Raw genomic sequence first — 18,619 nt, forward strand, 5'->3', positions numbered from 1 at the left:
CGCCTTATCCTTGTTGTAACACTGACATCATCCCTTTGATCTGACCGTTGATCAGCGTCAGATCGGTCTGATATTTCAGGCTGTTATCGGCGAAGTTGGTACGTTCGCGATCCATGTCCACCGTATTGCCGTCCATGGACGGCTGATCCGGCACGCGGAACAGCAAGTCGAGCTGTGGCGGCTGCATGTTCTGCGCCGGAATGTGGCGCGCAGACGTCATGTTCAGCGCAATGCCACTGCCGCTGACGCGGCCCTGTTCCAGCACCTTGTTCAATTGGCCGGCGAAATCGATGTCCCGCGCCTGATAGCCCGGGGTGTCTGCGTTGGCGATGTTGGCGGCCAAAATTTCCTGCCGCTGGGCGCGCAGGTTCAGCGCCTCTTGACCAAAGCGCAGAGCAGCGTCCAGTTTGTCGATCATGCTCCCTCCGCGAGGTTAGAATTTGGAGCCGACAGCATAAACGCCCCTTGTGCCAGCCTATCGTGGGAATAAGAGCAAAATGCGTCGCTATTTATCTGCTTAGCCTGAACGCAGTCCGGGTACACTTACGCGTATCCTGATGGTTGTGGTGGAAGCGAAGATGAAAGGTAGAATGCTGCTGTTGGCAGCGCTGCTGTGCAGCCTGAACGCACGGGCCGAGGATCTGGCGGCGCAGATTGAAAGCTTCGTCACCAGCCAATTCAGCGGCAGTCCGGTACAGGTTAAAGTGCTGGTGCGCACGCCTGCGGCCCTGTGGCCAGCGTGCGAATTTCCACAGCTGTCTCTCGCCTCCAATGCCCGCCGTTGGGGCAACATCAGTATTTCGGCTCGCTGTGGTCAGGAACGGCGTTTCATCCAGACGCAGGTCCAGGTGATCGGCAAATACCTGGTGTCGGCTCGCTCGATCAATGCCGGCAGCAAGCTGACGGCGGCGGATATCAAGTTGAAGACCGGTCGGCTCGACACTCTGCCACCCCGCACGCTGACCGAGGCCGGCAAGGCGCTTGGGGCCGTCAGCCTGCGTAATATCAGCCCTGGCCAGCCACTGAACCTGGCCATGCTGCGCCGCGCCTGGGCAGTCAAGGCCGGTCAGGCAGTGCAGGTGACCGCACAGGGGGACGGATTTAACATCAGCGGCTCGGGCAAGGCGATGAACAACGCCGCCACAGAAGATAGCGTCCGCGTGCGCATGGCCTCCGGGCAAATTGTTAACGGCATTGTCGGTGACGACGGAGCTATTCGCATCACCCTATAAATAAGTAAAGGTTTATCAAACCTTGCCGATAACAAAGTCATAAGCAGTATTTTATTGGCCGCCAGGGCCACAAAAAATATCAGCCATTGCCTGCCAGGTGACGGCATTGATGGAGATTGACCATGAGTATCGATCGCACCCAGCGGCTGCAACCCGTTCCCACGGTGCAAGCGCGTGAGACGCCGGCGGAGAATCAACTTCAGCCACGTAAAACCGCCCAGACGGAAAGCACCGTCAGCGGCACCCAGGTAAAATTGAGCGACGCGCAAGCGCGCCTGATGCAACCGGGAACGCAGGATATTGATATGAACCGGGTGGACGCCATCAAACAGGCGATCCGCAACGGCGAACTGAAAATGGATGCCGGCAAAATTGCCGATGCATTGCTGCAGGACGTGCAAAGCGATGCCCAGTGGATGTCGAACGGCAACCCATCGCCAAAGGTTTGACCGCCAGGTTAAACATCCGGAACTCTTTGAAAGGTGATTTATCGTAATGGAAAATCTGGCGCAACTGATTAATAAGCTGCTGGAAACCCTGCAAGCGCTGGATACGGTGCTGGCGGAAGAACATCATTTGCTGTGCTCCGGCCAATTGCCCGGCGTGGCACTGCAACGTGCCACCGACGCCAAGAGCCAACTGCTGGCTACGGTAAACTACCTGGAACAGCAGCGACTGAAATTGGAAAGTGCATTGGGGCAACAAGCCCCCTATTCCGCTCATCCGCGCCTGGCAGACGCCTGGCAACGGGTGCAGTCGCTCAGCCAATTGCTGCGGGAAAAAAACCAGCATAACGGCATGCTGCTCAATCAGCAGATCGATCACAACGCCCAGGCGCTGGCGATCCTGAGCAAGCAAAACAAATCGCTGTACGGCCCGGATGGCCAGTCGCGTAACGCCAGCCTGCTGGGGCGAAAAATCGGCGTTTAAATCAACGAAACCTCACCCGGTCACGTCACCGTTCCGCCGGGTGTGCCTCCCCCATTGCGAGACAACTCGCACTTCAATTGCCATTTTATCCAGCCCTCTGATTTTGTATTCGTAACACTACGCAAACCTGGCATTTCCGCCTGTCCTCTCCCATGCCGTTCCTCCACCCTGTGTTGGTTTTTAAATCACTTGATCTATACCCTATAAGGGGATAATTTCTGAGGGAGAGTGAATGATCGATATCTACCTTTATCTGGACTATTCGCCTTTCAGGCTTTATCAGTTGGTTAATGACAAGAGGTTAAGGAGACTGACCTATGAGCAAGATCCTTGCTGAGATCCATCAGGAAGTCCAAGAACTGCATCAGGCAGGATTTGTTGATGCCAGCACCATGCGCACCTTCGACATGCTGTGTTTACGCCCGGTCAAACAATATACTCCAGCGGACATCCGCGCCCTGCGCGACCGTGAAAACGTCAGCCAGCCGGTGTTTGCCTTGCATCTGAACGTCAGCAAAAAGGCGGTGCAAAAATGGGAGCGTGGCGAAGCCGTGCCCAACTCCGCCGCCATGAAGCTTCTTTCGCTGGTCGATCGCAACGGTCTGGCGATCCTCGCCTAGACCGTTACTGGTAATTGACAATCACCTGATTGCTGATCACCCGCAGCGGTGGGTTCAAACTGCCGCGCGCCTGCACATAGTAGACAAAACGCAGCTCGGCGTTGGCCGGTTCGCCCTGTAACCCGCTGCTGCTGCCACTGCCGCCGCTCAGCGCAATGCAACGGGTCAAGCTGCAAAGCTGCACCTGCATACCGGCCGGTTCGGTGGCCAGCAACCGGTAACGCCAACTGACGCTGGTTATACGCGCATTGGCATTCGGTAACTCGTTAGGTGCACGCAGCCCCGGTGACTCTCCCCGTTCCCCGCCATGTTCCAGCGTGGCACCCACGCTGTCGGCTACCCAGGAACCGGACGCCGCCTGCAGGCTCAGCGGAGCCAACAGGCAGATTATCGCCATGCTGTATTTCATTATGCGGCCCCAATGGTCGAGGTCATGCGGATTTGACGGTCGTCGTTGATTTCCAGATTCGACAGCACCACCAGTTGCGGCAAACTACGGCGCAGGAAGCGTGCCAGCAAGGCCCGCAGCGCATGGTTCACTAACAGCACCGGCGGCGCACTTAACATTTCCTGACGTTGCAACGCCTGTTTGGCCTGATCCAGCAGACGATCCGCCAACCCCGGTTCCAGACCGCCACCGCCCTGCAACGCCTGCAAGAGCAAGCGCTCAAGTTGGGTGTCCAGACCAATGACCTGAATTTCACCGTTGCCCGGGAACCACTGCTGGGTGATGGCTCGTCCCAACGCGACCCGCACCACGGTGGTCAGTTCATAGGGATCGGATTGCGTCGGTGCATGCTCCGCCAGCGTTTCAATAATGGTGCGCATATCGCGGATCGAAACCCGTTCAGTCAGCAGGTTCTGCAACACCTTGTGCAACGTGGTCAGCGTCACCACGCCCGGCACGAAATCTTCAGTCAGTTTCGGCATGTCCTGCGCTACGCGATCCAACAGCTGCTGCGTTTCCTGTCGACCAAACAGCTCGCTGGCGAATTGACCAATCAGATGATTCAGATGGGTCGCCACCACGGTGCTGGCTTCTACCACGGTAAAGCCCTGGATCTGCGCCTGCTCACGCAGCGCGCTGTCAATCCATACCGCTTCCAGCCCAAACGCCGGGTCGGTGGTTTTATCCCCCGCCAATTCACCCACCGCGTTGCCTGGGTTAATCGCCAGCCAACGTCCCGGTTGGGCTTCGCCGCTGCCGATTTCTACTCCCTTCATCAGGATGCGGTAACTGGCTGGCGGTAATTCGAGGTTGTCGCGAATGTGTACCACCGGCGGCAGGTAACCCATCTCCTGCGCGAACTTTTTACGGATGCCGCGGATACGGCCAAGCAGTTCGCCGTTTTGCTGGAAATCTACCATCGGGATCAATCGGTAACCGACTTCCATCCCCAGCGGATCTTCCAACTGCACGTCAGACCAACTGGCCTCTACCGCCTGCGGGTTGTCCTGCGTTATCGGCGCTTCCTGCTCTTTGGGAGCTTGCTGATCGCGCCCACGCAGCCACCAAGCCAACCCCAACAGAGCGGCGGTGAACAGCAGGAAGACCAGGTTCGGCATCCCCGGCACCATGCCAAGCAGGCCGAGCACTGCGGCGCTGAGTAACATTACGCGCGGATTGTTGAACAGTTGCCCGACCATTTGCTCGCCGACATCCTGATCGGTTGCCACGCGGGTCACGATAACGCCGGCCGCGGTCGAAATAACCAACGCCGGGATCTGCGCCACCAGGCCGTCACCGATAGTCAGCAAGGTATAGGTTTCCGCTGCCGTACCCACTTCCATCCCGTGCTGGATCACCCCGACCAGCAGACCACCGACCACGTTCAGTATCATGATCATCAGGCCGGCGACCGCATCGCCACGAACGAACTTACTGGCACCGTCCATCGAGCCGTAGAAGTCGGCCTCCTGCGTGACTTCAGAACGGCGTTTTTTCGCTTCTTCTTCACCGATCAAACCGGCGTTGAGATCGGCATCGATCGCCATCTGCTTACCCGGCATGCCGTCCAGTACAAAACGCGCGCCTACTTCGGCGATACGTCCGGCACCCTTGGTGATAACCATAAAGTTGATCAGCACCAGAATGATAAACACCACAATACCGATGGCGAAGTTACCACCCACCAGGAAGTGGCCGAAGGCTTCCACCACACGCCCGGCAGCGGCGGAACCGGTATGCCCTTCCATCAGGATAATGCGCGTCGACGCCACGTTGAGCGACAGGCGCAGTAAGGTCGAGAACAGCAAGATGGTAGGGAATGCGGCAAATTCCAGCGTGCGCTGGGTAAACATCGCTACCAGCAGCACCATGATTGACAAGGCAATATTGAAGGTGAACAACAGATCGAGGATAAATGCCGGCAACGGCAGCACCATCATCGACAGGATCATCAGAATCAGTATCGGGCCGGCCAATACCTGCCACTGCGTATCTTTAAAACTGCCCGGCAAACGAAGCAGGGCGGCCAAATTAGCCATTAGTGTCACTTTCTCCAGCAAAATCCAGTGCTTCCGGCACCGGTAAACGTTCAGGTTTTTTCGGGATCAGCCCACCTTCGCGCCGCCAGCGTCTTAGCTGGTAAACCCAGGCCAGTACTTCGGCCACGGCGGCATACAGGGTGGCGGGAATGTGTTGTCCAATCTCGCTGTGTCGATACAGCGCACGCGCCAGCGGCGGTGCCTCCAGCATCGGGATGCGGTGTTCCATACCCAGTTCGCGGATACGCAGCGCAATTTCGCCGGCGCCCTTGGCCAGCACCTTGGGCGCGCTCATTTTTTTGTCGTTGTACTGCAGTGCGACAGCGTAATGGGTTGGGTTGGTGACGATAACGTCGGCCTTGGGCACATCGGCCATCATGCGCCGCCTGGCGATGGCACGCTGCTGTTGGCGAATACGCCCTTTGACGTGCGGATCGCCCTCCTGGTCCTTGAACTCGTCGCGGATGTCCTGCTTGGTCATCTTCAACTTTTTGAAGTGGCTCCACAGCTGATAAAACACGTCAAACGCCACCATCGGCGTTAGCGCCAGCACCACCAGCAAACCGCAAAAGATGATCATCTGCAGCGCATTAGCGAGCGCGTCGAGCGGCTGTTGCGTTACCAGATGCAGCATCGCCGCCCAGTTGTGCCACAGATATAAACCGGTGACCCAGCCCACCAGCGTCGCCTTCAGGATGCCCTTCAGCAGCTCCGCCAATACCTGGCTGGAAAAGATCCGTTTCAGACCGGACAGCGGATTCATGCGCTTTAAATCGAACTTGAGCGATTTGCCACTGAGCAGCAGGCCGCCGAGCAGCATCGGCGCTGTGATGGCCACCAGCGTCAATCCTGCCATCACCGGCAACAGCGCCCATACCGCCTGGCGTAACAGCATCCCCAGTTGGCGCAGCATCTGTTTATCGTTGCTGACCATGCTGTGATCGAAATTCAGGCCCTGCGTCAGCATCATCGCCAACTGTTGCGACATATTGCTGCCAGCCACCCAGATAATCGATAAGCCCGCCACCAGCATCAACACCGACGTCAACTCGCGCGAACGCGGGATCTGGCCATCTTCGCGCGCCTTTTCCACCCGGTGGGGTGTGGGGGCCTCGCTCTTTTCCAGATCGCTGTCTTCAGCCACGGATGCGCTTCCTGTGCCGGGAGGGAATAAAATTGCCGCCAGCATGCCAAAAAATCGCGGATTTCATTGATGGAACAGCGGGGAAAAAGACGGGTTATTTGCGGGATGAGTGAATGACCCAGCGTTAAGACCCTTTCTGATACCTGGGACGCAGCAAAGCCGCGCCCCAGAGAACCTCAGAAACCCAGGCTGTCGAGCAGGTCGTCCACCTGCGCCTGGTTGGCGATCACACCGGCACCGTTCTGGTCGAGCTGCGGGCCATTAAGCAGGTTGTCGTTTGGCTTTTTCTCTTTCGCCGGCTGTTCAGGGATATTTTCCATCAGCACCATCAGCAACTGCTTTTCAATCTCCTGCACCACGTCCATCATGCGTTTGATCACCTGACCGGTCAGGTCCTGGAAGTCCTGTGCCATCATGATTTCCAGCAACTGGGCATTGGTGAATGACGTATGCTCCGGCACCTGCTCCAGGTATTGACGGGTGTCGGTGACCAGTTCACGCGCATCGTCCAGCTCAATCGGATCGGCGAACCAGTCGTCCCAGCGGCCTTTTAACGCCTTGGCCTCTGATTCCAGCGACGCCTGACGCGGTTGCGCGGCTTCCACACAGTTCAACGCCCGTTCCGCTGCCTGCGCCGTCATGGTGACCACGTAATCCAGACGATCGCGTGCATCCGGGATTGCCTCTGCCGCCTGGGCGATCGCCTGATCAAGCCCCAGTTCGCGCATGCTGTCGCGCAACATGCGCGTCAGTTGGCCAATGCGGGAGATAATCTCTCCCGCGGTTGCCGCATCGCTGGCAGGCATTGGAATGTCTCTCATCGCCCCTCTCCTTACATGCCCAGTTTTTCAAAGATCTTGTTGAGCTTTTCTTCCAGCGTTGCCGCCGTAAAAGGTTTCACCACGTAACCGCTGGCACCGGCCTGCGCCGCCGCGATAATGTTTTCTTTCTTGGCTTCCGCCGTGACCATCAATACCGGCATGCTCGCCAACGCGCCGTCGGCACGAATGGTTTGCAACAGCTCTAGACCGTCCATGTTCGGCATGTTCCAGTCGGAGACCACAAAGTCGAAATCACCGGCACGAAGTTTGTTCAGTGCGTCCGCGCCGTCCTCGGCTTCTTCAACGTTGTTGAATCCCAACTCTTTCAGCAAGTTTCTGACGATGCGACGCATAGTGGAAAAATCATCGACCACCAGAAACTTGAGGCTCTTGTCTGCCATTTTTACTCCAAGGTTTAACCGTTAAAGATGCAAAACAACTGCCGCCGTTTGGGTCATGCTCTTCAGTTAAGGTGTAATAGTCCCCTCTCCCTTGGGAGAGGGTGACTTTCACTCAAGCAACATCGTACAAATTTACAGCACTTTGCTTTTCTGATTGGCATAACACCATCGGGCGGCAACATAAAATTAAATACGTAATGCCTGGCCACCGGCAATTTGCGCCAGCATGCGTTGGCTCATGCGCTCCAGCTCCACCACTTCATTGACGCCACCGGTAGCAATCGCCTCGCGCGGCATACCGAATACCACGCAACTGGCTTCGTTCTGCGCCAGGGTATAAGCCCCGGCGCGATGCATTTCCAGCATGCCCATCGCGCCGTCATTGCCCATGCCGGTCAGGATCACGCCCACGGCATTGCGTCCGGCGTACTGCGCGACCGAGCGGAACAGCACGTCCACCGAAGGCCGGTGGCGATTGACCGCCGGGCCATCGTGCAGTTTCACCTGGTAATTCGCTCCGCTGCGGGACAACTCCAGATGGCGATCGCCCGGTGCGATATAGGCATGGCCCGGCAGCACGCGTTCGCCGTCTTCGGCCTCTTTCACCGTGATCTGGCACAGTTTGTTCAGTCGTTCGGCAAACGAACGGGTAAAGCCCGGCGGCATGTGCTGGGTAATCAACAGCGCCGGACTGGTGGCCGGCAACGGCTGCAGCACCTGACGGATCGCTTCGGTACCACCGGTAGAGGCGCCGATGGCGATCAGTTTTTCACTGCTCAACAGCGGTGCATGACTGAGGATCGCCGGGGCCGGGCTGCTGGAGCGCTGTGGTAACCGTGCCTTGGCCGCCGTGCGGATTTTTTCGGCAATCAGTTCGCTGTAGGCCAGCATGCCTTCACGAATACCCAACTGCGGTTTGGTGACGAAATCGACCGCCCCCAGCTCCAGAGCACGCAGCGTAATTTCTGAACCCTTGCCCGTCAGTGACGACACCATCACCACCGGCATCGGCCGCAGACGCATCAGTTTCTCAAGGAAATCGAGGCCATCCATGCGCGGCATTTCGACGTCCAGCGTCAGCACCTGTGGGTTAAATTTTTTGATCAGATCGCGTGCGACCAGCGGATCCGGCGCGCTCGCCACCATTTCCATATCGGGGTGACTGTTGACGATTTCGGTCATCAACTGCCGCATCAGGGCCGAGTCGTCCACGCACAATACTCTGATTTTATTCATTACCTCTCCTTGGTCAGGCCATACACGGTCTGCCCACGCAAGTAGAAATCCCGGCTGATCTGGCTGAAGTTCTCTGAATGACCGGCAAACATCAGGCCCCCAGGTTTAAGCAAGGGCACGAAGCGACGCAGAATGCGCTCCTGTGTCGCCTTGTCGAAATAGATCATCACGTTGCGACAGAAAATGGCGTCAAATTGCCCCGGCAGTGCCCATTCAGGGGCCAACAGATTGAGCGACTGAAAGTTCACCCGCCCCGCCAGTTCCGGCCGCACCCGCACCAACCCCTGATGCGGCCCGGTGCCGCGCAGGAAATAACGCTGCATCTGCGTCGGCGTCAGGGTGCGTAAGTCTTCCTGGCGATAAACGCCCGCTTCGGCCTTTTCCAGCACCTGAGTATCGATGTCGCTGGCCCACACCTGGCAACCGGTAGCGCGTTGCCCCAGCACTTCACTGAGCGTGATGGCGATCGAATAAGGCTCTTCGCCGGTCGATGCCGCAGTGCTCCACACGCAATAACCGTTAGGCCGCTGACGCGCATGCTCCGCCAGGATCGGGAAGTGATGCGCTTCGCGGAAAAAAGCCGTCAGGTTGGTGGTCAGCGCATTGATAAACGCCTGCCATTCGGCGCTGTTCGGATCGCTTTCCAATAGCGCCAGATAGTCACCAAAATCGTTCAGGCCCAACAGTCGCAGACGTCGTACCAAACGGTTGTAAACCATCTCGCGTTTGTGCTCTGCCAGCACGATACCGGCGCGCTGGTAAATCAGCTGGCTGATGCGGCGGAAATGCACATCCAGCAACGGCAGACGCTGTACCATCTGCGTCAATAAGGTCGCAGGGTCTCGGTTAGGGGTCGAGGGTGCCGGCTTCATACCATCTCACTCAATAAAAACGGGCTGCTTATGCGGTTTGACAATCTGGGGCTTCCTTTACCACGGGTGAAACTGCGTTTTGAGAGTTGGCCGGGGCGGTGAAGTTATCGTCCGCCAGGCGGAATACCGACACCGCGTCGGCCAGGGTAATCGCCTGTTCTTCCAGCGCGACGGCCGCCGAGGCCGCTTCCTCCACCAATGCGGCATTTTGTTGTGTAACCTGATCCATCTGGGTGACCGCCTGCGTCACCTGTTCGATGCCGCGGCTCTGCTCATCAGACGCCGAGGCGATCTCTCCCATAATGTCGGTCACCCGGGTGACCGAACGCACGATGTCCTGCATGGTGGCACCGGAGTTTTCCACCAGCACCGACCCTTGCTTGACGCGGCTGACCGACTCGTCGATCAGGCCTTTGATTTCTTTCGCCGCCTGCGCACTTCGCTGCGCCAGATTGCGTACTTCACCGGCCACCACCGCAAAACCTCTGCCCTGCTCACCGGCACGCGCCGCTTCAACCGCCGCGTTCAACGCCAGGATATTGGTCTGGAAGGCAATGCCGTCGATCACGCTGGTAATGGCGCCAATCTTCTGCGAACTGTTGGCAATGTCGTGCATGGTGGTGACAACGTCGCCCGCCAGCTCGCCGCCCTTGGCCGCGGTGGTGGAGGCGTCACGCGCCAGTTGTGAAGCCTGGCGTGCATTATCGGCATTCTGTTTCACCGTGGCGGTCAACTGCTCCATGCTGGCAGCGGTTTCCTCCAGCGAGGCCGCCTGCTGCTCGGTACGGGAAGAAAGATCGTTATTGCCCTCGGAAATTTCCTGCAGGCCAATCAGGATCGATTCCGCCCCGTCGCGTACCGCACCCACGGTGCCAATCAGTGACTGCTGCATACGCTGCAGGCTGGCGAACAATTGACTGATTTCGTTACGGCCATACACCTGGATCGGCGTGGCCAGATCGCCGGCGGCAATGCGGTCAAAATGACTGCGCATGATATTCAGCGGCCGTACCAACATGTTACGCAGCCACCACATGGCACTGCCGGTGACTACGATCAGCATCAGTACCGCACCGGCCACCAGCCAGCCGGACAGGGTGAAGGAGCGTTGATTCGCCGCATTGGCTTCACTGACGTTGGCGCTCACCAGTTGCAGATACTGGACAAAATCGGCTTCAAACAGGTCCTGGGTTTTCTGCGTCGGCTGGTCCATAAACGCCTGCAGGTTATCGTTCTCCAGGAAGCCAATCAGCTCGCGCAGGGTATTGCGCAGCCGGTCATAGCTGGCCTTGGTGGTTGCCGTCAGCTGTTGTTCCTGTTCGCTGTTACGCGGTACCGCCAGGAACTGGTTGAAATAGAGGTCGGCTTTTTGCAGTGAACTACGCGCGTTGCCCATCAGCGCATTGACCTGATCCTGCGGCAGCTTGAGCGCCGCGCGGGTTCCGGCGCGATTGAGCGTATTGCGAGCCTGTAACAGCGATACCCAGCTCAGGCTGAGGGCATCGCGCTGCTGGCTGCCGAGGGTGATCAGATTCAGGTTGTGATTATCGGAACGAAAAGCGGTGTACGACAGGCCGCTGGTGGCCAACTGCATAACACAAAAAGTCATCAACAACAGAAACAGACTGGTAGAGACGCGGATTCGGTTAAACACTGTGAACCTCCTTGCAGCCGGCCGGTGGCCAGCTCAGATTTCTGGCCAGGCGGGGAAACGGGTTTTCTCCTGCCTTGAGCCAATCGGCCAACGGGGAATCGGCCTCCCCCTGAAAGGCAGGAGGCCCAATGCCGGTTAGAACGTTTCCCAGTTATCCTGCGGATCGCTGGCGTTCATTTTTTTATGATTGAGTACCGGGGTCACTGTTGCCTTGCTGCTGACGGGCATTTTGAATTCGTCCTGGCCTGCCGCTTTCAGACGGAATACCGCCACGGATTGGGTCAGCATGCTGGCCTGCTCTTCCAGCGCCGCAGCAGCAGACGCGGACTCTTCCACCAACGAGGCGTTCTGCTGGGTGACGCGGTCCATTTCCGCTACCGCCTGGCCGACCTGATCGATACCACGGCTTTGTTCGTCGGACGCCGAGGCAATCTCACCCATGATGTCGGTAACGCGGGTGACGGCATTGACGATATCGCCCATGGTTTCACCGGCGCTTTCTACCAGTACCGAGCCCATATCGACGCGATTGACGGAGTCTTCGATCAATCCTTTGATTTCCTTCGCCGCCTGGGCACTGCGCTGTGCCAGATTGCGCACTTCGCCTGCTACCACCGCAAAACCACGGCCCTGTTCACCGGCGCGTGCCGCTTCTACCGCCGCGTTCAATGCCAGGATGTTGGTCTGGAAGGCAATACCGTCGATCACGCCGGTAATGTCGGCAATTTTCTGCGAACTACCGGCGATGTCATGCATGGTTTGCACCACATTGGCTACCACCTTGCCGCCTTTCTGCGCGGTTTCGGAGGCGCTCAACGCCAGTTGGCTGGCCTGACGAGCATTTTCGGCGTTCTGTTTCACCGTAGCGGTCAGTTGCTCCATGCTGGCAGCGGTTTCCTCCAGCGAGGCGGCCTGCTGTTCAGTACGTGAAGAGAGGTCGTTGTTGCCGGCGGCAATTTCAGATGCGCCGCTATAAATAGCGTCGGCCCCCTGACGCACACCGCTAACGGTGTCGATCAGTTCGTTTTGCATATGCTTGAGGCTGGCGGCCAGTACGCCCATTTCATTGCGGCTGGTCACTGCGATCGGCTGGGTTAAATCGCCGGCGGCAATCATTTTGATGTGTTCGATCATGCGATTCAGCGGACGCACCAGAATGTGATGAATACCGCTCCACACCAGAACAATCACTGCCAGTACCGTCAACAGCACCACCGCCAGCGTCCAGATAGCGAAGTTGAAGGAGTGGTTACTGTCTTCCACTGCGCTCTGGTAAAGCTTGTCGTTTTGCGCCAGATAGGTGTTGTAGATATCTTCGAACGCGTCCTGATAGCTTTGCGTCGGCTGGTCAAAGAAGGCGTTGATTTTGCCCTCGCCCAGTAACACCGTCAGTTCGGTCAAGGCACCGTGAAGAATGCCGTATTGCTGTTTGAGCTTTTCGGCCGACTGCAAGTCCTGGCGGGCATTGAGAGGGATTTTGTCATAGGCGGCATAGTGTTGTTCCGCCACCACCAGGTTGCTTTTGGCTCGCGCCAGCAGCTCGGCGACGGTAGCACCGCTGCCAATATTATTGGTATCCATCATGTGGCGGATACCGGCACGGTTTAGCGTGTTGCGCGCCTGCAGCAGATTGACCCAGCTTTCGTTCAGCTCGGATTGTTGCTGACGAATGGTCTGCAATACGGTGAAGTTTTCTTTATCATTCTTCAGTGAGGAGAAGAAGAGCCCGCCTGAAACCAGCTGCAAGGCGCCAAATAACACCAGCACCAGTAACAGGCTGGTGACCACCTTCATACGATTAAACATGTTTTCCCTTGATAAACGCCCGCGCGGACAGGCCCTGATTACGTTGACTGACAGAGTTATCGGCGCAGCGGGGAAGAACTTTATGCGGGGAGGTAACTATTTTTATGTAGGGTTTTGATGCAAAGGTTGCCTTTGAGCCTGAGATACCCGGGCCTAGCGCACCGAGGGGCGGCTCCGGCAGCTAAAGCTGCTACGACCCCTTCGGCACGCTCTCCCTAATAACGGGCAATGTTAGCCGCCTTAAAGGCGCGGTATACAGCGCCCCTACGCTGAATGCTATCGGCGGATCAGGCGCTTTTCGCCACGCTGTCGACCAGGGACATCTCTTCGCTGCTCAGCAGCTTTTCGATATCCACCAGAATCAGCATACGGTCACCCAACGAACCCAGGCCGGTCAGGTATTCGGTCGCCAGCGTCACGGCAAATTCCGGTGCCGGACGGATCTGCTCGGTGGTCAGCGACAGCACGTCGGATACGCCGTCAACCACAATACCCACCACCCGTTGGCCAAAGTTCAGCACGATCACCACGGTGTTTTCATCGTAAGACACATCCTGCTGAGCAAACTTCACCCGCAGGTCGATAATCGGCACAATCACGCCGCGCAGGTTGGTGACGCCCTTGATAAAGGCCGGAGTGTTGGCGATGCGGGTAACCTGATCGTATCCGCGGATCTCCTGCACCTTGAGGATATCAATGCCATATTCCTCATTGCCCAAGGTAAAAATCAGGAATTCTTGCCCTACCGTTTCGCCAGCCAGTTTGCTGACGGTTGCCAGTCCTGCCATGTCATTCACCCTTCAAATCAATAGATTAATTATTATGCGGCCGCGTCGGTCTGACGCTGTTCACGGTTCAGCGTTTGCAGCGCCGAGACATCGACAATCAGCGCCACGCTGCCATCGCCGAGAATAGTGGCGGCGGAAATCCCCGGCACTTTGCGATAGTTGCTTTCCAGATTCTTCACCACGACCTGATGCTGACCGACCAATTGATCTACCAGCAACGCATAGCGACGACCGGCACTTTGCAGGATCACCACAATGCCCTGAGTGGCATCGGTTTTGGCGCCTGCCACTTCGAACACCCGGAACAGTTCCACCAGCGGCAGATATTCACCGCGCACCTGCAACACTCGCTCGCCACCGGCCAATGGATGCAGGTCTTCGGCCTGCGGCTGCAGTGATTCCATCACCGCGTTGAGCGGCAGAATAAACACTTCGTCGTTCACCTTGACCGACATACCGTCGAGGATCGCCAGCGTCAACGGCAGCAGGATGCGGATCGCGGTCCCCTTGCCTGCCTGAGAATGGATTTCTACATGCCCACCCATCTCCTGAATATTTCGCTTCACCACGTCCATGCCGACGCCACGCCCGGACACATCGGTGACCTGTTCGGCAGTGGAAAAGCCCGGAGCAAAGATCAACATACCGACGTCTTCATCGCTCATGCTGTCACTGACCGCCAGCCCCTGCGAGGCCGCCTTAGCGAGAATTTTCTCGCGGTTCAGACCGGCGCCGTCGTCGGTCACCTCGATGCAGATATTGCCGCCCTGGTGTTCCGCCGACAGGATCAGATTACCCACCGCCGATTTGCCGGCGGCGACGCGCGTATCGGGATCTTCAATACCGTGATCCAGGCTGTTGCGCACCAGGTGGGTCAAGGGGTCGATGATGCGTTCGATCAGGCTCTTGTCCAGTTCGGTCGAACTGCCCTGCAGCTGCAACTCCACCTGTTTATTCAGTTTGCCGGCCAGATCGCGCACCAACCGCGGGAAGCGGCTGAACACGTACTCCATCGGCATCATACGAATCGACATCACCGACTCTTGCAGGTCACGCGCATTGCGTTCCAACTGGCTCATGCTGTTGAGCAGGTCGCCGTGATTCACCGGATCCAGGCTGCCCGAACGCTGCGCCAGCATCGATTGGGTGATCACCAGCTCACCGACCAGATTAATTAACTGGTCCACTTTCTCTACCGCGACGCGGATACTGGTGGATTCGCTGGCCTTGGCCCGTGGTTTGGCGACTTCGACAGCCGCAGGTGCCGGTTTGACCACCGGTGCTGTCGCGGCGGCAGGCGCTGATGGTGCGGCGACGACAGGCGCTGACTGTAGCGGTGCGGCAGGCGCGACTTCGGCCTGCGACGGCGTAGCGAAGCTGATTTGCTCCGGTTCCAGCACAAAACAGAGCACCGCGCTGATGTCATCTTCGCTGGCGGAGGTCAGCAGCGTCACTTCCAGACTGTTTTCGGTCTGCTGCGGGTTTTTCACCTCGCCCAGATTCCCCAGCTCTTCGAGCATCAGCGGGACTTCGCTGGATTTGAGGCCACTCAGGCAAATTCGCATCCCGCCTTCGATCGCCGCAGGTACCGCGACGGCATGTTCCGTGGCCGGATGCGCTGCGGGGGCATCCTGTTGCTGTGCGTCCAACGCCAGCTGCCGCAACGCCTGGCAGATGTATTCAAAACTGTCGGCGTCAGGTTTTTGTGACGTCTTATAGGCGTCCAGTTGCTCCTGCATAATGTCTTTGGTTTCCAGAAACAGGTTGATAATCTCGGTGCTCAGGCTCATTTCCTGACGCCGCGCACCATCGAGCAGGTTCTCCAGCAGATGGGTGGTTTCCTGCAGTACCGTAAAACCAAAGGTAGCCGCCCCGCCCTTTATAGAGTGCGCTGCGCGGAAAATGGCGTTCAGCGGCTCAATGTCCGGTGCCAGTGGATCCAACTCCAGCAGGTGTTGCTCCATATCGGCCAGCAACTCGTCTGCTTCATCAAAAAAGGTCTGATAAAACGCACTAATATCCATGCTCACGGGATCACCTCTGCTGTGAGTCGCTGTTAGTCGGTACTGGGTCAGCCGCCGGCTGCTCCGGTGCAATGAGGGTGGCCGGAGCCGTCGCCGCCGGGGCCAGCGATTTTAGTTCGACCGGCTGAGCGACCTCGATTGCGTTGCTTTCGCCATTTTCGTGTTCAATGCCCTGCTGGGTTTGCTTGTTCAGCACCAGCACGGTGATGCGGCGGTTGATGGCGTCATCGGCGCCGTGCTGTTTCAGGCTCATGGTGGCAGCCATGCCCACCACCCGCAGCACCTTCCCTTCCGACAGCCCACCGGCAATCAGCTCACGCCGGGAAGCATTGGCGCGATCGGCCGAAAGCTCCCAGTTGCTATAACCCCGCTCTCCCGTGGCGTAAGGAATGTCGTCGGTGTGGCCGGACAGGCTGATTTTATTCGGCAGATCATTGAGGATCGGGGCAATCGCCCGCAGGATGTCACGCATATAGCTTTCAACCTGCGCACTGCCGGTTTTGAACATCGGGCGGTTCTGACTATCGATGATCTGAATGCGCAGACCTTCATCCATCATGTTGATCAGCAGATGCGGACGCAGCGCTTTCAACCGTGGATCGGACTCAATCAGCTCATCGAGTTTTTCCCGCAGCTTGTTCAAGCGCAGTTCCTCGTCGCGCTTCTCCAGCGTATCAATCTGCCTTTTCACCAGTCCGTCTTGCTGAGTCGGGTCATCGCCACCGCCGGGGATCGGGCTGCTTTCCGAGCTGCTCTTGTCGCCACTGGTCAGCGCCACTTTTAGCGGCGTGCGGAAGTATTCGGCAATTTGCGTCAGTTCCTGCGGACTGGCGATCGCCAGCAGCCACATCACCAGGAAGAACGCCATCATCGCCGTCATAAAATCGGCGTAGGCAATCTTCCAGGAGCCGCCATGATGACCGGCCTGATGCGACTTGCGTTTTCTGACCAAAACAACCGGGTGATTCTGCTTCATGCCTGTTCTTCTTCCGTCGCCTGCTGTGCCGGCGCTTTCACCCGGCGCACATGTTCTTCCAGCTCGACGAAGGACGGACGCTCGGTGGTGTACAGGGTTTTACGGCCAAATTCGACGGCAATCTGCGGTGCGTAACCATTCAGGCTGGACAGTAAAGTGACCTTGATGCACTGCATCATTTTGACGTTTTCAGCGCTTTTCTGCCGCAGCAGGGTGGCCAACGGCGAGATAAAACCGTAGGCCAGCAAAATACCGAGGAAGGTACCGACCATGGCGTTGGCGATCAACGCCCCCAACTCGGCCGCCGGGCGATCGGCCGAGGCCAGCGCATGCACCACCCCCATCACCGCCGCAACAATGCCGAAAGCCGGCAACGAATCACCGACCATCGCCAGGCTGCCTGCCGGGACTTCGCTTTCCTGTTCAAAGGTTTCGATCTCTTCGTCCATCAACGCTTCGATCTCAAACGCATTCATGTTGCCGCTCACCATCAGCCGTAAGTAATCGGTAATAAACTCCACTAGGGTGTTATCGGCAAGAATGCGCGGATAATTAGAGAAAATTTCACTTTCTTGCGGATTATCAATATCGAACTCGAGGGACAGCATGCCCTGCTGACGAGATTTGGCCAGCAGCAGGAAGAGCAGCGCCATCAGGTCCATATATAAATCTTTACTGTATTTCGAACGACGCATCAGCTTGGGAATGGCACGCAGCGTGGATTTTATCGCCTTACCGTTGTTTCCCACGATAAAAGCGCCGATACCCGCGCCGCCGATAATCAAAAATTCTGCCGGCTGATAAAGCGCGCCCAGATGGCCCCCCACAATCAGGTAGCCCCCAAAGACCGCACCCAATACCACGAGATAACCCAAAATAACTAGCACACGCATTCCTTAAATTAACAATGTGGATGGAAGGTGGGATAAGCGCGCGTTTGAGACGCACCGACGCAGCAGTCTGGGCTGCGTCGATGGGTTCGGTATGCCGAACCTTGCGTGTCACAAATCGATTTAAGCCTGGATAAACCGGCGCTGTCGCCGGCTCAAATCGCGCGTTTAACCTGCTCGTCCAGCAGTTGAGGAATAATATCGGCCAGTTGCGGCGAAAGTTTACGTCTTTTTACTGCGCGGGATGGGGGCTGGCATAAACTGCATACAAAACTGTTCAACGGCTGGTGCGCGTGGGTGATAAAAGTGCCGCCACAGCAGTTGCAGGCCGAGAGCTGCAGCATACCGCTATCGACGAAACGCACCAGTGTCCAGGCACGGGTCAACGCCAACAACGGCGGTTCTCCCGGTTGGTGCGGACACTGTTCCAGATACAAACGATAGGCTTTAATCACCGCCTCAACGCCAGTGCAGTGCCCACTCTTCATCAGGAAACTGTAGGCGTTATAAAACATCGATGAATGGATGTTCTGTTCCCAGGTCATAAACCAGTCGGTCGAGAACGGCAACATCCCTTTCGGCGGCGGACTGCCGCGCAACTCCTTATACAACTTGATCAAACGCCCACGGCTGAGCTGAGTTTCACTTTCCAGCATCTGCAAACGGGCGCCCAGCGTGATCAGCTCCATTGCCAGCTGAATGTCCTTGGCTTCCTGAACAATACTTTTCTCTGCCATC

At 57.4% G+C, this 18,619-nt stretch carries 19 protein-coding genes; 4 read left to right on the forward strand and 15 right to left on the reverse strand.

Annotation, left to right across the window (positions count from 1 at the left end; genetic code table 11):
• Nucleotides 1–4: 4 nt before the first annotated feature.
• A complete protein-coding gene (gene flgB, locus ACNT1W_RS17155) occupies nucleotides 5–418 on the reverse strand; it encodes a flagellar basal body rod protein FlgB (protein ID WP_012145692.1) in 414 nt (137 codons plus the stop codon).
• A gap of 160 nt (nucleotides 419–578) precedes the next feature.
• Here flgB and flgA point away from each other — a divergent pair, with 160 nt between their 5' ends.
• The 4 genes from flgA (at nucleotide 579) to ACNT1W_RS17175 (ending at nucleotide 2,782) form a co-directional block, all read left to right on the forward strand.
• Nucleotides 579–1,232 (forward strand): flagellar basal body P-ring formation chaperone FlgA, encoded by a 654-nt coding sequence (gene flgA / locus ACNT1W_RS17160; RefSeq protein WP_261098054.1) that lies wholly within the window; start codon nucleotides 579–581, stop codon nucleotides 1,230–1,232.
• Nucleotides 1,233–1,354: 122 nt separating this feature from the next.
• The gene (gene flgM, locus ACNT1W_RS17165; protein ID WP_017893230.1) at nucleotides 1,355–1,681 is read left to right on the forward strand and encodes a flagellar biosynthesis anti-sigma factor FlgM; all 327 of its coding nucleotides are present in this window, start codon (nucleotides 1,355–1,357) and stop codon (nucleotides 1,679–1,681) included.
• Between the two features lie 46 nt (nucleotides 1,682–1,727).
• Nucleotides 1,728–2,162: a flagella synthesis protein FlgN gene (locus ACNT1W_RS17170; RefSeq protein WP_017893231.1), complete on the forward strand. Its 435-nt coding sequence runs from the start codon at nucleotides 1,728–1,730 to the stop codon at nucleotides 2,160–2,162.
• Nucleotides 2,163–2,479: 317 nt separating this feature from the next.
• Complete coding sequence (locus ACNT1W_RS17175) at nucleotides 2,480–2,782, forward strand: helix-turn-helix domain-containing protein (protein WP_419245898.1); 303 nt, start codon at nucleotides 2,480–2,482, stop codon at nucleotides 2,780–2,782.
• A gap of 4 nt (nucleotides 2,783–2,786) precedes the next feature.
• Here the strand turns inward: ACNT1W_RS17175 and ACNT1W_RS17180 are convergent, their stop codons facing one another.
• From ACNT1W_RS17180 to flhC, 14 genes are all read right to left on the reverse strand, one after another.
• Nucleotides 2,787–3,191, reverse strand: coding sequence for a flagellar protein FlhE (locus tag ACNT1W_RS17180; RefSeq protein WP_419245899.1), 405 nt, complete (start codon nucleotides 3,189–3,191; stop codon nucleotides 2,787–2,789).
• Complete coding sequence (flhA, locus tag ACNT1W_RS17185) at nucleotides 3,191–5,269, reverse strand: flagellar biosynthesis protein FlhA (RefSeq protein WP_419245900.1); 2,079 nt, start codon at nucleotides 5,267–5,269, stop codon at nucleotides 3,191–3,193. The genes ACNT1W_RS17180 and flhA overlap by 1 nt, the downstream gene beginning before the upstream one ends.
• Complete coding sequence (flhB, locus tag ACNT1W_RS17190) at nucleotides 5,262–6,413, reverse strand: flagellar biosynthesis protein FlhB (RefSeq protein ID WP_017893234.1); 1,152 nt, start codon at nucleotides 6,411–6,413, stop codon at nucleotides 5,262–5,264. Before flhB ends, flhA begins: the two co-directional genes overlap by 8 nt.
• Nucleotides 6,414–6,589: 176 nt before the next feature.
• Nucleotides 6,590–7,234, reverse strand: coding sequence for a protein phosphatase CheZ (cheZ, locus tag ACNT1W_RS17195; protein WP_012145700.1), 645 nt, complete (start codon nucleotides 7,232–7,234; stop codon nucleotides 6,590–6,592).
• A gap of 11 nt (nucleotides 7,235–7,245) precedes the next feature.
• Nucleotides 7,246–7,635: a chemotaxis response regulator CheY gene (gene cheY / locus ACNT1W_RS17200; RefSeq protein ID WP_012145701.1), complete on the reverse strand. Its 390-nt coding sequence runs from the start codon at nucleotides 7,633–7,635 to the stop codon at nucleotides 7,246–7,248.
• 186 nt (nucleotides 7,636–7,821) lie between these two features.
• Entirely contained in the window at nucleotides 7,822–8,871 is a 1,050-nt protein-coding gene (locus tag ACNT1W_RS17205) for a protein-glutamate methylesterase/protein-glutamine glutaminase (protein WP_012145702.1), read from the reverse strand.
• Nucleotides 8,871–9,743: a protein-glutamate O-methyltransferase CheR gene (gene cheR / locus ACNT1W_RS17210; protein ID WP_012145703.1), complete on the reverse strand. Its 873-nt coding sequence runs from the start codon at nucleotides 9,741–9,743 to the stop codon at nucleotides 8,871–8,873. Before cheR ends, ACNT1W_RS17205 begins: the two co-directional genes overlap by 1 nt.
• Nucleotides 9,744–9,771: 28 nt before the next feature.
• On the reverse strand, nucleotides 9,772–11,397 hold the full coding sequence (locus ACNT1W_RS17215; protein WP_126501755.1) for a methyl-accepting chemotaxis protein: 1,626 nt from the start codon (nucleotides 11,395–11,397) through the stop codon (nucleotides 9,772–9,774).
• A 135-nt stretch (nucleotides 11,398–11,532) separates the two neighbouring features.
• Entirely contained in the window at nucleotides 11,533–13,203 is a 1,671-nt protein-coding gene (locus ACNT1W_RS17220; RefSeq protein WP_012145705.1) for a methyl-accepting chemotaxis protein, read from the reverse strand.
• Nucleotides 13,204–13,490: 287 nt separating this feature from the next.
• Complete coding sequence (cheW, locus tag ACNT1W_RS17225; RefSeq protein ID WP_012145706.1) at nucleotides 13,491–13,991, reverse strand: chemotaxis protein CheW; 501 nt, start codon at nucleotides 13,989–13,991, stop codon at nucleotides 13,491–13,493.
• A gap of 32 nt (nucleotides 13,992–14,023) precedes the next feature.
• Complete coding sequence (cheA, locus tag ACNT1W_RS17230) at nucleotides 14,024–16,021, reverse strand: chemotaxis protein CheA (RefSeq protein WP_261098047.1); 1,998 nt, start codon at nucleotides 16,019–16,021, stop codon at nucleotides 14,024–14,026.
• Between the two features lie 4 nt (nucleotides 16,022–16,025).
• Nucleotides 16,026–16,991: a flagellar motor protein MotB gene (gene motB, locus ACNT1W_RS17235; protein WP_017893239.1), complete on the reverse strand. Its 966-nt coding sequence runs from the start codon at nucleotides 16,989–16,991 to the stop codon at nucleotides 16,026–16,028.
• Nucleotides 16,988–17,878, reverse strand: a complete 891-nt coding sequence (gene motA / locus ACNT1W_RS17240) for a flagellar motor stator protein MotA (protein ID WP_017893240.1) — start codon at nucleotides 17,876–17,878, stop codon at nucleotides 16,988–16,990. Before motA ends, motB begins: the two co-directional genes overlap by 4 nt.
• Before the next feature lie 158 nt (nucleotides 17,879–18,036).
• The gene (gene flhC, locus ACNT1W_RS17245) at nucleotides 18,037–18,618 is read right to left on the reverse strand and encodes a flagellar transcriptional regulator FlhC (protein WP_012145710.1); all 582 of its coding nucleotides are present in this window, start codon (nucleotides 18,616–18,618) and stop codon (nucleotides 18,037–18,039) included.
• Between the last annotated feature and the right edge of the window lies 1 nt (nucleotide 18,619).

The organism is Serratia sp. NFX21 (assembly GCF_048517035.1).
Lineage (GTDB): Bacteria > Pseudomonadota > Gammaproteobacteria > Enterobacterales > Enterobacteriaceae > Serratia > Serratia quinivorans.

Bases quoted from the DNA above. Each gene is read 5' to 3' on its own strand.
- flhA (WP_419245900.1), bottom strand. From the start codon at position 5,269: ATGGCTAATTTGGCCGCCCTGCTTCGTTTGCCGGGCAGTTTTAAAGAT.
- flgA (WP_261098054.1), top strand. From the start codon at position 579: ATGAAAGGTAGAATGCTGCTGTTGGCAGCGCTGCTGTGCAGCCTGAAC.
- ACNT1W_RS17170 (WP_017893231.1), top strand. From the start codon at position 1,728: ATGGAAAATCTGGCGCAACTGATTAATAAGCTGCTGGAAACCCTGCAA.
- ACNT1W_RS17220 (WP_012145705.1), bottom strand. From the start codon at position 13,203: ATGTTTAATCGTATGAAGGTGGTCACCAGCCTGTTACTGGTGCTGGTG.
- ACNT1W_RS17205 (WP_012145702.1), bottom strand. From the start codon at position 8,871: ATGAATAAAATCAGAGTATTGTGCGTGGACGACTCGGCCCTGATGCGG.
- flhC (WP_012145710.1), bottom strand. From the start codon at position 18,618: ATGGCAGAGAAAAGTATTGTTCAGGAAGCCAAGGACATTCAGCTGGCA.
- motB (WP_017893239.1), bottom strand. From the start codon at position 16,991: ATGAAGCAGAATCACCCGGTTGTTTTGGTCAGAAAACGCAAGTCGCAT.
- ACNT1W_RS17180 (WP_419245899.1), bottom strand. From the start codon at position 3,191: ATGAAATACAGCATGGCGATAATCTGCCTGTTGGCTCCGCTGAGCCTG.
- ACNT1W_RS17175 (WP_419245898.1), top strand. From the start codon at position 2,480: ATGAGCAAGATCCTTGCTGAGATCCATCAGGAAGTCCAAGAACTGCAT.
- cheZ (WP_012145700.1), bottom strand. From the start codon at position 7,234: ATGAGAGACATTCCAATGCCTGCCAGCGATGCGGCAACCGCGGGAGAG.
- flgM (WP_017893230.1), top strand. From the start codon at position 1,355: ATGAGTATCGATCGCACCCAGCGGCTGCAACCCGTTCCCACGGTGCAA.
- cheR (WP_012145703.1), bottom strand. From the start codon at position 9,743: ATGAAGCCGGCACCCTCGACCCCTAACCGAGACCCTGCGACCTTATTG.
- flgB (WP_012145692.1), bottom strand. From the start codon at position 418: ATGATCGACAAACTGGACGCTGCTCTGCGCTTTGGTCAAGAGGCGCTG.
- cheW (WP_012145706.1), bottom strand. From the start codon at position 13,991: ATGGCAGGACTGGCAACCGTCAGCAAACTGGCTGGCGAAACGGTAGGG.
- cheY (WP_012145701.1), bottom strand. From the start codon at position 7,635: ATGGCAGACAAGAGCCTCAAGTTTCTGGTGGTCGATGATTTTTCCACT.